General features: G+C 76.6%; 9 protein-coding genes. 5 read left to right on the top strand and 4 right to left on the bottom strand.

Annotation, left to right across the window (positions count from 1 at the left end; genetic code table 11):
• Positions 1–29 precede the first annotated feature (29 nt).
• Complete coding sequence (locus AC1RNL_RS03180) at positions 30–458, bottom strand: SRPBCC family protein (protein WP_492934409.1); 429 nt, start codon at positions 456–458, stop codon at positions 30–32.
• 193 nt (positions 459–651) lie between these two features.
• On the opposite strand from AC1RNL_RS03180, the gene argG reads away from it, so the two are divergent.
• The 3 genes from argG to AC1RNL_RS03165 all read left to right on the top strand — a co-directional run bounded on the left by argG (position 652) and on the right by AC1RNL_RS03165 (position 3,793).
• A complete protein-coding gene (gene argG / locus AC1RNL_RS03175; protein ID WP_246992476.1) occupies positions 652–2,073 on the top strand; it encodes an argininosuccinate synthase in 1,422 nt (473 codons plus the stop codon).
• Positions 2,074–2,162: 89 nt separating this feature from the next.
• Positions 2,163–2,492: a YciI family protein gene (locus AC1RNL_RS03170; protein ID WP_492934408.1), complete on the top strand. Its 330-nt coding sequence runs from the start codon at positions 2,163–2,165 to the stop codon at positions 2,490–2,492.
• On the top strand, positions 2,480–3,793 hold the full coding sequence (locus AC1RNL_RS03165; protein WP_492934407.1) for an RNA polymerase sigma factor: 1,314 nt from the start codon (positions 2,480–2,482) through the stop codon (positions 3,791–3,793). Before AC1RNL_RS03170 ends, AC1RNL_RS03165 begins: the two co-directional genes overlap by 13 nt.
• Here AC1RNL_RS03165 and AC1RNL_RS03160 read toward each other — a convergent pair.
• The 3 genes from AC1RNL_RS03160 to AC1RNL_RS03150 are packed head-to-tail and all read right to left on the bottom strand — an operon-like array spanning position 3,763 to position 6,835.
• Complete coding sequence (locus AC1RNL_RS03160) at positions 3,763–4,464, bottom strand: glycosyltransferase family 2 protein (protein ID WP_492934406.1); 702 nt, start codon at positions 4,462–4,464, stop codon at positions 3,763–3,765. The genes AC1RNL_RS03165 and AC1RNL_RS03160 overlap by 31 nt on opposite strands.
• Entirely contained in the window at positions 4,461–5,777 is a 1,317-nt protein-coding gene (locus AC1RNL_RS03155; protein WP_492934405.1) for a PIG-L family deacetylase, read from the bottom strand. Before AC1RNL_RS03155 ends, AC1RNL_RS03160 begins: the two co-directional genes overlap by 4 nt.
• Complete coding sequence (locus AC1RNL_RS03150) at positions 5,774–6,835, bottom strand: acyl-CoA dehydrogenase family protein (protein WP_492934404.1); 1,062 nt, start codon at positions 6,833–6,835, stop codon at positions 5,774–5,776. The genes AC1RNL_RS03155 and AC1RNL_RS03150 overlap by 4 nt, the downstream gene beginning before the upstream one ends.
• 52 nt (positions 6,836–6,887) lie before the next feature.
• Here AC1RNL_RS03150 and AC1RNL_RS03145 point away from each other — a divergent pair, with 52 nt between their 5' ends.
• Positions 6,888–11,495, top strand: a complete 4,608-nt coding sequence (locus AC1RNL_RS03145) for an ATP-dependent helicase (RefSeq protein ID WP_492934403.1) — start codon at positions 6,888–6,890, stop codon at positions 11,493–11,495.
• 34 nt (positions 11,496–11,529) lie between these two features.
• Positions 11,530–12,318: a DNA-formamidopyrimidine glycosylase family protein gene (locus AC1RNL_RS03140; RefSeq protein WP_492934402.1), complete on the top strand. Its 789-nt coding sequence runs from the start codon at positions 11,530–11,532 to the stop codon at positions 12,316–12,318.
• Positions 12,319–12,364: the final 46 nt, after the last annotated feature.

Here is a 12,364-nt window from a genome sequence, read left to right as displayed (position 1 = left end):
TGCTCCTCTCGTTGGGTGGTGCAGGCAGGCTAGGCCGCCTTCTCGAACGCTTCCTGCACGAGCGTGCGGAAGCGCAGCAGATCGCAGCGGATGGTGCGCTCGTCGAGCGGCTTCGCATCCGCCGGCGCGCGGTCGTCGCCGCGCGGGGCCCAGACGACGCGCACCATCATGCAGGTGCGGCCGTCGTCGAGGTCGGTGAGGTCGACCCACCACCCCATCGTCGCGAGGTCGACGCTCACCCACGCGATGCGGCGGTCGGGCACCTGCTCGGTGATGAGCGCGTAGAAGCTCGGCTCGACGCCATCGATCGAGACGCGCCAGCGCAGCCGCTCCTTCGTCTCGGCGAAGACCGAGTCGACGCCGGTCATGAAGCTCGGGAAGCGCTCGAAGTCCGTCCACATGCGGAAGACCTCGTGGCGCGGGGCGTCGATCTCCAGTCGTTCGTCGACCTGCAGCATCGCTTCCTCCAACCAGCCGCCCGTGGCGCTCGGCCCGGGAACGTCCGTTGTCCCCCAAGGCCCCACCATGGCACCGGATCCTGAACGTCTCCAGAGGGCACTTCTCGGCGTGTCCGTGAGCATCGCTCGACCGGGGCGGGCATGCGGGGACCGGCGGCACCGCGCGCATCCGCCCCGAACGTAGGATTGAGGCATGTCCAAGGTCCTCTCCTCCCTGCCCGTCGGCGAGCGCGTCGGCATCGCCTTCTCGGGCGGCCTCGACACGTCGTGCGCCGTCGCGTGGATGCGCCACAACGGCGCCGTGCCCTTCACGTACACCGCCGACATCGGGCAGTACGACGAGCCCGACATCGACGCGGTGCCCGGCCGGGCCGGCGAGTACGGCGCCGAGGCCGCGCGCCTCGTCGACGCGAAGGCCGCGCTCGTCGAGGAGGGCCTCGTCGCCCTCGCGACCGGCGCGTTCCACATCCGCTCGGGCGGGCGCACCTACTTCAACACCACGCCGCTCGGCCGCGCCGTGACCGGCATGCTGCTCGTGCGCGCGATGAAGGAGGACGACGTCGAGATCTGGGGCGACGGCTCCACCTACAAGGGCAACGACATCGAGCGCTTCTACCGCTACGGCCTCATGGCCAACCCGGCGCTGCGCATCTACAAGCCGTGGCTGGATGCGCGGTTCGTGCGGGAGCTCGGCGGCCGCAAGGAGATGTCGGAGTGGCTCGTCGCGCACGGCTACCCCTACCGCGACGCGACCGAGAAGGCCTACTCGACGGACGCGAACATCTGGGGCGCGACGCACGAGGCGAAGACGCTCGAGCACCTCGACACGTCGATGGAGATCGTCGAGCCCATCATGGGTGTGCGCTTCTGGGACGACGCGGTCGAGATCCCGACCGAGGACGTCGCGATCCGCTTCGAGGCCGGACGCCCCGTCGCGATCGACGGCCAGGAGTTCCCGGATGCGGTGGCGCTCGTGCAGGAGGCCAACGAGATCGGCGGTCGCCACGGCCTCGGCATGAGCGACCAGATCGAGAACCGCATCATCGAGGCGAAGAGCCGCGGCATCTACGAGGCGCCGGGCATGGCGCTGCTGCACATCGCCTACGAGCGCCTGCTGAACGCCATCCACAACGAGGACACCGTCGCGACGTACCACGAGCAGGGCCGCCGGCTCGGGCGGCTCATGTACGAGGGCCGCTGGCTCGACCCGCAGTCGCTCATGCTGCGCGAGTCGATCCAGCGCTGGGTCGGGTCGTCGGTGTCGGGCGAGGTCGTGCTGCGGCTGCGCCGCGGCGAGGACTACACGATCCTCGACACCCGCGGCGAGGGCTTCTCGTACCACCCGGACAAGCTGTCGATGGAGCGCGTCGGCGACGCGGCCTTCGGCCCGGAGGACCGCATCGGGCAGCTGACGATGCGCAACCTCGACATCGCCGACTCGCGCTCGCGGCTCGAGGGCTACGCGGCGGCCGGCCTCATCGAGGGCGAGACGAAGGCGCTGCTCGGCGCGCTCGAGGCGGGTCGCGCCGAGGAGATCATGGTCTCCCCCGACGCCGACCCCGAGGCGCTCGAGCAGTGGAACGACCGCGCCGCGATGGACCTCGGCACGGACTGATCCCGACTCGGGGCCGGCCGGGTGTCCTCCCAGGCCGCGCCCATCCGTCGTGCACTTGCATGCAAGGCACCGGACCACGAGGAGGACCCATGCGCTACGTGCTGTTCATCTGCACCGATCCCGACGGCGAGCCGTACGACCCCGACACCGACGACCCGGGCTCGTGGGTCGAGGCGCTCGAGGCCGACGGGAAGTACGTGCTCGGCGACCGGCTGCGGCCGGTCGAGGACGCGACGACCGTGCGCGTGCGCGGCGGCGAGACGGTCGTGACCGACGGCCCGTTCACCGAGAGCCGCGAGTGGATCGCCGGCTTCGACATCATCGAGGCCGACGACCTCGACGAGGCCGTCGCGGTCGCCGCGCGCCACCCGATGGCGCGCTTGGGCCGCGTCGAGGTGCGGCCCGTGTGGCCGTTCTAGGCGCCGACCACGCGGCGGCCGCGGTGCGCGCGGTCGCCGCCTCGGAGCACGGCCGCATCCTGGCGACCGTGATCGGCGCGACGGGCGACTGGGCGATCGCCGAGGACGCCGTGCAGGACGCGCTCGAGCGGGCGCTGGCGCGGTGGCCGGAGGACGGCGTGCCCCGCAATCCCGCGGCGTGGGTCACCACCGTCGCGCGGCGGCGCGCCATCGACCTGCTGCGCTCGCGCGGGGCGGCCGAGCGGGCCGCCGCCCGGCTCGCGGCCGAGCCGGCGCTCGACGACGAGCCCACCGAGCGCTCGGCGTTCCCGCACGGCGACGAGCGGCTCGCGCTCGTCTTCACCGCCTGCCACCCGGCGATCGCGCCTGACGCTCGCGCGGCGCTCGCCCTGCGCACCGTGCTCGGCGTCTCGATCGAGCGCCTGGCGCGCCTGTTCGGCGTCGGCGAGGCCGCGATGCAGAAGCGGCTCGTGCGGGCGCGCGCCAAGATCGCGCACGCCGGCATCCCCTACCGCGTGCCCGGCCCCGCCGAGCTGCCCGCGAGGGCGGAGGGCGTGCGGCAGGTGCTCTACGGGCTGTACGCGATCGCGCACGCCGAGCCGACCGGCGACGACGCCGACGGCAGCGCCGCCGACGAGGCCATCCGCCTCACCCGGCTGTGCCGCTCGCTCATGGCGGAGGGCACCCACGAGCGCCTCGAGCTCGACGGCCTGCTGGCGCTCATGCTGCTGCAGCACGCGCGGCGCGCGGCGCGCACGAGCGACGACGGCACGCCTGTGCCGTTCGTCGAGCAGGACCGCGCGCTCTGGCACGCCGAGGCGGCCGCCGAGGGCCTCGCCCTCGTCGACGGCGCGCTCGCGACGGCCGCGCAGGGCGGGGTGCCGGGCGGCAGGCACCTCGTGCAGGCGGCGATCGCCGCCGAGCACATGCGCCCGCTGCTCGCCGCGAGGATCGACCACGAGCGCGTCGTCGAGCTCTACCGCGTGCTCGAGCGGATCGACCCCTCGCCGCACGTGACGCTGAACCGCGCGATCGCGCAGGCCAACGCGGGCGACGCCGCCGCCGGTCTCGACGCGCTCGACGGCCTGCGCCCCGCGCTCGACGCGCACCCCCTGCTGCACGCCGCCCGCGGCGACCTGCTGGCGCGCCTGGGCCGCGACGCCGAGGCGGCGACGTGCTTCCGCGCCGCAGCCGACCTCGCACCGGGCGAGCGGGAGCGGCGCGGCTACCGCGACGCCGCGGCGGCCGCGGACGCGCGCTCCGAGGCCGGTCAGGCGCAGTCGGGCAGCGCGGCGAGGTAGCTCGCGAAGCCGCCGCGCACCCGGCTGCGGGTGCGGCCCGAGGTCACGACCGGCGCGCGCTCGACCGCGTCGGCGACGGCGCCGGCCCCGCGGAGGCGCGCGACGAGGTCGACGTCCTCGTGCAGGCGGACGGGGGCGAACCCGCCGACGCGCGCCAGCGCATCCGCCCGCACCCCGAGGTTCGCCCCGTGCACCGACGCACCCACCGGGAGGTGGTCGTGCGCCGCGCGCCACGCGGCGAGCGCACCGGGCGGCAGGTGCGCGGCGTCGGGCTCGACCCGTCCGACGAGCAGGTCGGCGCCGGACTCCGCGGCGTCGGCGTGGTCGAGCAGCCACGAGCGCGGCACGACGCTGTCGGCGTCGGTCGTCGCGATCCAGCTGCGACCGTCGGCGGGATCGGCGCCGAGTCCGTGCTCGACGCCGCGCTGGCGGGCGACGCCGACGGCGGCGGCGTCGATCTCGAGCACGTCGGCGCCCGCGGCGCGTGCGACGGCGGCCGTGGCATCGGCGCACGCGTCGGCGACGACGACGAGGCGCACCTCGATCTCGGGCCTCGCCTCGGCGAGCGCGGCCGCTGCGGCGCGAACGCTCGCGACGCACGTGGCGACCGTGCCGGCCTCGTCGCGCGCGGGCACGACGACGAGCAGGCGGCGGATGCGCGGGGCGCTCACGCGGGCACCAGCACGTCGACGAGGAAGCGCGCGTCGCGGTGCTCGACGATGCGGCGGAGGCCGGGCACGCCGGCGGCGAGCGCGTGCACCTCGTCGGCCGAGGCGAGGAGGTCGTCGCCCTCACCGCGCCAGTGGCACAGCACGACGTGCGCGCCGCGGTCGCGCGCCTGCTCGACGAGCCCGCGGAGCACCCGCGGCTCGACGTAGGAGCCGATCTCGCTGAGCACGACGAGGTCGACGGCGGCTGCCGGGAGGCCCTGCTCGACCGCGCGGTGCTCGACCCAGGCGTTCGCCGCGCCCGCGATCGTGCGGCGCGCCTCGGCGAGCGCGGGGATCGAGGCGTCGACGCCGAGCGCGCCGTCGCAGCGGCCGGCGAGCTCGGCGGTGAGCGTGGCGGTGCCGCAGCCGACCTCGAGCGCCAGGCGGTAGCGCTCCTCGGGCAGCGCGGCGAGCACGACCTGCCGCTTGCGCCGCTCGTACCAGGAGTCGCGGGTCGCCCAGGGGTCGCCCTCGCCCGCGTAGCGGTCGTCGAAGGCCGTCGCGCCGGCGGGCGGCGCGAGCAGCAGCCACTCGTCGCCCGCGAACCGCTCGAGCATCGTCGGCGTGAGCACGGCGCGGTCTGCCGGGTGCGGCGAGAGCGGCGCCACCTGCGAGCGGTGCGCGGCGATCGCCGTCGCCTTCGCGGCGCGCGCGACGTCGTCGAGCGGCACCCGCCGCAGCGCCGCGCCGTCGAAGAGCCCCGGCTCGCCCCACAGCCACGACCAGATGGGCGCCCACGCGCACGCGCGGCCGAGCTCGCGCGCGACCGCGGCCGACGCATCCCCCACCGCCTCGTGGTCGGGATGCCCGTCGTGCGCCCAGGGCGCGACGACGAGGCCGTCCTCCGGCAGCGCGGCGACGAGCGGCGCGATCGCCGTCAGGAGCTCGCGCCGCCGCTCCTGCAGCGCGCCGTCGGGCAGCCCGAGCCGCACGATGCGGGCGCCGAGCCCCGCGAGCGACGCCTCGTGCTCGGCGCGCCGGAGCCGCGCGAGCGCGGTCGGGTCGACGGTAGGGGACCCCGGGTGCGAGCCCTCGCCGTCGGTCGCGACCACGACGGTGACGGCGGCGCCGCGCCGGGCGGCGGCGAGCATCGAGCCGTAGGCGCCGAGCACCTCGTCGTCGGGGTGCGCGGCGACGACGAGCAGCGCGCTCGGCTCGGCCTCGAGCACCGGCGCCTCGCGGAGCGCCGCGCTCGCGAGCCAGTCGGCGTGGGCGGTGCCGGCGTCGGCGCCGTCGAAGCGCGGCGGACTGCCGGCGGGCCCGGTCGCGCTCACCACGCGCGGCCCGCGCGGTCGGCGACGAGCGCGGCGCCGAGCGACGCCTGGTCGCGCTCGGCGTGGTGCTGCCGCACGTAGAGCTGCAGGTCGGCCACCCGGCGGGCGTGCTCGGCGTCGAGCGCGAGCGGGCCGGGGCCGAGCGCCCTGCCGACGCGCGCGAGCACCTCCTCGACCGCGCGCGCGACGATGCCGCGAGTGCGGAGCGCGAGCACGCCCGGGTCGTCGACGTCGCCCACGTCGATCCGTCGGGCCGCGTCGGCGAGCGCCAGGCGGGAGGCGGTGAGCGCCTCGTCGACCGCGCCCAGGTGCGCGAGCCGCAGCGGCGCATCCCCCGCGCCGTCGAGCAGCCGCCGCGCCACGGCCACCGCACCGCCGTGCCAGCACGCGGCGACGCCGATGCCGCCCCACGCGAAGCCGGGGCGGCGCAGGTACCAGCCGGGCTCGCCCACCGGCGTCGCCGCGGCGCCGTCGAAGCGCACGGGGCCGGAGGGGATGCCGACGAGGCCGCGCGCGTGCCAGGCGCCGGCGGCGGCCTCGACGCCGGGCTGCCGCAGGTCGACGTCGACGAGCACGCGCTCGTCGCCCTGCCACGCCGACACGAGCGCGCGGTCGAGCCGGTCGGCGAGCGAGCACCAGGGCTTCTCGCCCGTCAGCCGGCCGCACTGGAGCTCGAGGCGCATGCCGGGGCCCTCTGCGGCGAAGACGCCGTAGGCGCCGGGGTGCGGCCCGAGGCCCGCCTCCGCGAGGATCGCGATCGCGTCGAGGTGCGGCTCGACCGCCCGCGCGACCTCGAGGTCGTGGGCGCCGAGCGTCGCGAGCGCCTCGAGCCGCTCGGCGGTCGCGCCGGCCGCGGGCAGCGGCACGGCGGCCGCGAGCGCCGGCGCGGCCGCGAGGGCGGCCGCCACGTCGCTCGGGAGGGCACCCGACGCATCCGCCGCGAGCGCCGCGCCGGTGCCGCGATCGATCGTCACCGCCGCCGCTGGCGAGGGGTCGGCGCCGGCCGCCTCGACGGCGGCGGAGCGCGGGATCGGGGCCGAGTGGGCGAGCGCGTGCATCCCCCCATCCTCCCCCGGTCGTCCCCCAAGGCGGCTGTGCTGTACTGAGCCGGTGGGCGACGCGCTCGAGCTGTTCTCCCCCGCGACCAGGGCGTGGTTCACGGGGGCCTTCGCCGCTCCCACCCCCGCGCAGCAGGAGGCGTGGACCTCGATCGCGCGCGGCGACCACACGCTCGTCGTCGCCCCCACCGGCTCCGGCAAGACGCTGGCCGCCTTCCTCTGGTCGATCGACCGGCTGCACCGCGAGGACGCCGAGCCGCACGCCGAGCGGGAGCCCGGTGTGCGGGTGCTCTACGTCTCGCCGCTCAAGGCGCTCGCCGTCGACGTCGACCGCAACCTGCGCGCACCCCTCGCGGGCATCGCCGCGCAGGGTCGTGCCGACGGCGCCGAGCCGCCGCCCATCCGCATCGGTCTGCGCACCGGGGACACCCCGCAGGAGGAGCGCCGCGCCCAGGCGAAGCACCCGCCCGACATCCTCATCACGACCCCCGAGTCGCTGTTCCTGCTGCTCACGAGCCGCGCCCGCGAGACGCTCCGCACCGTCGAGACGGTGATCGTCGACGAGATCCACGCGGTCGTGCCGACCAAGCGCGGCTCGCACCTCGCGCTCAGCCTCGAGAGGCTCGACGCGCAGCTCGCGCGGCCGGCGCAGCGCATCGGGCTGTCGGCGACCGTGCGGCCCATCGAGGAGGTCGCCGCGTTCCTCGGCGGGCCGGCGCCGGTGACCGTCGTCGCACCGCCCAGCGACAAGCGCATCGAGCTCACGATCACCGTGCCCGTCGACGACATGACCGACCTGCGCGCGCCCCAGCAGCGCGAGCGGGCCGGCTCGCCGCCGACCGGCAGCGCCTTCGGGGCCGTCGACCAGCCCGAGCAGCAGTCGATCTGGCCGCACATCGAGCGCGAGGTGCTCGAGCTCGTCGACCGCCACCGCTCGACGATCGTCTTCGTCAACGCGCGCCGCGCGGCCGAGCGGCTCACCGCCAAGCTCAACGAGCTCGACGCCGAGCGCCTCGACGCGCTCGAGGCGGAGGCGGCGGATGCGCCGGAGGGCGCCGGGGACGGCGTCGTCCTGCGCGACGTGGCCGAGCACATCCGCCTCCGCCTCGCCGAGCGCGCCGCGGCGCGCGAGCACGGCGAGAGCCCCGAGGCGGAGGCCCCGCCGCTCGCGCGCGCCCACCACGGCTCGGTCTCGAAGGAGCAGCGGGCCGAGATCGAGGACCAGCTGAAGTCGGGGCGGCTGCGCTGCGTCGTCGCCACCTCGAGCCTCGAGCTCGGCATCGACATGGGCGAGGTCGACCTCGTCGTGCAGGTCGAGTCGCCGCCGAGCACCGCGAGCGGCCTGCAGCGCGTCGGACGCGCCGGCCACTCGGTGGGCGACGCCTCGCGCGGCGTGATCATCCCGAAGCACCGCGCCGACCTGCTGCACGCGACGGTCGTCGCCGACCGGATGGCGCGCGGCGAGCTCGAGCCGATCCGCATGCCGCGGCACCCGCTCGACGTGCTCGCTCAGCAGACGGTCGCGGCGGCCGCCATCGACGAGCTCGACGTCGACGCGTGGTTCCAGACCGTGCGCAGGGCCGCGCCCTTCGCGCAGCTGCCGCGCGGCGCGTTCGACGCGACCCTCGACCTCGTCTCGGGCGTCTACCCGAGCGACGAGTTCGCCGAGCTGCGGCCGCGCGTCGTGTGGGACCGCGAGGCCGGCACCCTCACGGGGCGGCCGAGCGCGCAACGCGTCGCCGTCTCCTCCGGCGGCACGATCCCCGACCGCGGCCTGTTCGGCGTGTTCCTCGCGGGCCAGGAGGGCAAGCCCGGCGCGCGCGTCGGCGAGCTCGACGAGGAGATGGTCTACGAGTCGCGCACCGGCGACGTCTTCGCGCTCGGCGCGACGAGCTGGCGGGTGGTCGACATCACCCACGACCGCGTGCTCGTCGTGCCCGCGTTCGGCGAGGTCGGCAAGCTGCCCTTCTGGCACGGCGACGCCGAGGGCAGGCCCGCCGACCTCGGCGCATCCATCGGCCGCGCCACCGCGGCGCTCGCCGCCGGCACGGGCATCGACCTGCCGCACTCCGACGAGCGGGCGATCCGCAACCTCGACGCCTACGTGCGCGACCAGCTGACCGCGACCGGCGCGGTGCCGACCGACGCGCAGCTCGTCGTCGAGCGCTCCCGCGACGAGCTCGGCGACTGGCGGCTCATCGTGCACTCCCCGTGGGGCCGCCGCGTGCACGCGCCGTGGGCGCTCGCCATCGACCGGCGGCTGCGCGAGGACCGCGACCTCGGCGCGGCCGCGATGGCCTCCGACGACGGCATCGTGATCCGCATCCCCGACTCCGACGCCGAGCCTCCCGGCGCCGACCTCATCCGGTTCGAGCCCGACGAGCTCGAGCGCATCGTCGAGACGGAGGCGGGCGGCACGGCGCTGTTCGCGAGCCGCTTCCGCGAGTGCGCGGCGCGGGCGCTGCTGCTGCCGAAGCGCGACCCCGCCCGGCGCGCGCCGCTGTGGCAGCAGCGGCAGCGTGCCGCGCAGCTGCTCGACGTCGCGAAGCGCTACCCCGACTTCCCCATCGTGCTCGAGGCGCTGCGGGAGGTGCTGCAGGACGCCTACGACCTGCCGGCGCTGCGGTCGATCGCCGAGCGGCTGCAGCACGGCGACATCCGCGTCGTCGAGGTCGAGACGCCGAGCCCGTCGCCCTTCGCGCACCACCTGCTCTTCGGCTACGTCGGCGCGTTCCTCTACGAGGGCGACGCGCCGCTCGCCGAGCGCCGGGCCGCCGCGCTCACGCTCGACCCGGCGCTGCTCGCCGAGGTGCTCGGCCAGTCGGCGCTGCGCGAGCTGCTCGACCCCGCGATCGTCGAGCGCACCGAGCTCGAGCTGCAGCGTCTCGCGCCCGACCGGCGCGCGAAGGGCGCGGAGGGCGCGGCCGACCTGCTGCGGCTGCTCGGCCCGCTCACCGCCGCCGAGCTCGCCGAGCGCCTCGAGGGCGACGACGGGCCGCTCGACGAGGCCGCCGCGACGGCGCTCGCCGACGGGCTCGTCGCCGCCCGCCGCGTCGTGCGCGTGCGGATCGGCGACCGCGAGCCGTACGCCGCGATCGAGGACGTCGCCAGGCTCCGGGATGCGCTCGGCGTGCCGCCGCCGCAGGGCGTGCCCTCGGCGCTGCTCGAGACCGTCGCCGACCCGATCGGCGACGTCGTCGCCCGGCACGCGCGCACGCACGGGCCGTTCACGGTGGAGGAGGCATCCGCCCGGCTCACCCTCGCGCCCGCCGTCGTGCGGTCCGCCCTGCGGGCGCTCGAGGCGCAGGGGCGCGTCGTGCCCGGCGCCTACCGCGCGCACGGCACGGGCGAGGAGTGGATCGACGCGCAGGTGCTCTCGAGGCTCAAGCGCCGCAGCCTGCAGGCGCTGCGCAGCGACGTCGAGCCCGTCGACCACGCCGTCTTCGCCGACCACCTGCTCGCCCACCAGCGTGTCACGCGCCCGCTCGCCGGCACCGACGGGGTGCTCGAGGCGATCGACCGGCTCGACGGCGTGCCCCTGCCGCTCAGCGCGCTCGAGACGCTCATCCTGCCCTCGCGCGTGAAGGACTACCGGCCGTCGATGCTCGACGAGCTCACGGCCGCCGGCCTCGTGACCTGGGCGGGCGCCGGGGCGCTCACCGGCCGCGACGGCCGCGTCGTGCTGCGCCCCGCCGACACCGTCGAGCAGCGGCTCGACACCGCGCACGACGACCCCGACGCATCCGCCCTGCTCGAGGCGCTCGGCGGAGGGGGCGCGCTCTTCGCCAAGCAGCTGAGCGACATCCTCGCCTTCGACCTCGCGAAGCTCGGCGAGGTGCTGTGGCCGCTCGTGTGGGCCGGGCGCATCACGAACGACACGATCGCGCCGCTGCGCGCGCACCTGCTGGGCGCCCGCGCGCGCACCGCGCCCGCGCCCAGCCGCCGTGCCGCGCCGGTGAGCCGCCGGCGGCTCGCGACCGCGCGGCCCATGCGCACCGAGGCGCTGCCGACGCTCGCGGGGCGCTGGCTGCTCGCCTCGGCGCCCGCCGGGTCGGCGACCGAGCGCGCCGCGCAGACGGCGGATGCGCTGCTCGCGCGCTACGGGGTCGTCACGCGCGGGAGCGTGGTCGCCGAGGACGTGCCGGGCGGGTTCCACGGCGTCTACCAGGTGCTCAAGGCGTTCGAGGAGGCCGGCCACACCCGCCGCGGCTACTTCGTCAACGGGCTCGGCGCCGCGCAGTTCGCCGACTCGCCGGTCGTCGACGCGCTGCGGGCGCGGCAGTCGAGCGGCCCGTCGGATGCGGTGGCGACCGTGCCGGCCGTCGACCCGGCCAACCCGTTCGGGGCGTCGCTCCCCTGGCCCGAGCCGCGCGGCGACCAGCGGCCCGCCCGGCGCGTCGGCGCGCTCACCACCATCGTCGGCGGTCGCGCCGTGCTGCACCTCGAGCGCGGCGGCCGCTCGCTCGTGACCTTCACGGACGACGAGGCGACGCTCGTGCGCGCGCTCGAGAGCCTCGTCGACGCGGGTCTGCGCGTGAGCCGCAAGCGACGCGTGATCGAGGAGGTCGACGGCCGCTCGTCGCTCGACCACGACGTCGCCGCGCTGCTCGAGCGCGCGGGGCTGCGGCGCACGCCGCGCGGCTTCAGGATCGGGCCGTGAGCGCCGCTGCCGCTGCGGCTGGCGGGGGCCGCTGATGCCCGAGGGCGACACGATCCACCGCGCCGCCGTGCGGCTCGGCGCGGTGATGGCCGGCCGCGAGCTGACCCGCAGCGACTTCCGCGTGCCGGCGCTCGCGACCGCCGACCTCGCCGGCGAGCGCATCGAGGAGGTGCGCAGCGTCGGCAAGCACCTGCTCATGCGCGGCGAGCGGTGGACGATCCACTCGCACGCCGGCATGGACGGCCTCTGGCACGTGCTCGAGCCCGGACGCCGCGCGCCCGTCGCGACCCACACCATCCGCGTCGTGCTCGCGACCGCCGAGCACGAGATCGTCGGGTCGAGCCTGCCGGTGCTCGAGCTGCTGCCGAGGGAGCGGGACTGGGATGCGGTGGCGCACCTCGGGCCCGACCTGCTCGACCCCGCGTGGGACGACGCGATGGCCGTCGAGGCCGCGCGCCGGCTGCGGGCCACGGGCGCGCCCGTCGGAGTGGCGCTGCTCGACCAGCGCGCGGTCGCAGGCCTCGGCAACGTCTACCGAGGCGAGCTGTGCTTCCTGCGCGGGCTGCACCCGACGACGCCCATCGCCGAGGTCGCGGTCGAGCCGCTCGTCGCGCTCGCGCGGCGGCTCATGGTCGCGAACCGCGACCGGGTCGAGCGCACCTTCACGGGCGACACGCGGAACGGCCGGCGCACGTGGGTCTACGGGCGGGGCGGGCGGCCGTGCCTGCGGTGCGGCACGCGCATCCGCGACGCGATGCTCGGCATGGAGGACGGCATGCTGCGGCAGGTGCAGTGGTGCCCGAGGTGCCAGCCGGAGGCGTAGCCGCCTCCGGCCCTCCGCCGGCCCCTCCGCCGGTCGAGCCGTGCTG

This window comes from Agrococcus sp. GW821-FHT14H11, assembly GCF_058803545.1.
The sequence above is the reverse complement of the archived record's forward strand: the minus strand, read 5'-3'. Positions and strand labels throughout refer to the sequence as shown.

What these genes read in the sequence shown, in the direction of transcription:
- AC1RNL_RS03170 (WP_492934408.1), top strand. Translation starts at nt 2,163, where the DNA reads ATGCGCTACGTGCTGTTCATCTGCACCGATCCCGACGGCGAGCCGTAC.
- AC1RNL_RS03180 (WP_492934409.1), bottom strand. Translation starts at nt 458, where the DNA reads ATGCTGCAGGTCGACGAACGACTGGAGATCGACGCCCCGCGCCACGAG.
- AC1RNL_RS03140 (WP_492934402.1), top strand. Translation starts at nt 11,530, where the DNA reads ATGCCCGAGGGCGACACGATCCACCGCGCCGCCGTGCGGCTCGGCGCG.
- argG (WP_246992476.1), top strand. Translation starts at nt 652, where the DNA reads ATGTCCAAGGTCCTCTCCTCCCTGCCCGTCGGCGAGCGCGTCGGCATC.
- AC1RNL_RS03150 (WP_492934404.1), bottom strand. Translation starts at nt 6,835, where the DNA reads ATGCACGCGCTCGCCCACTCGGCCCCGATCCCGCGCTCCGCCGCCGTC.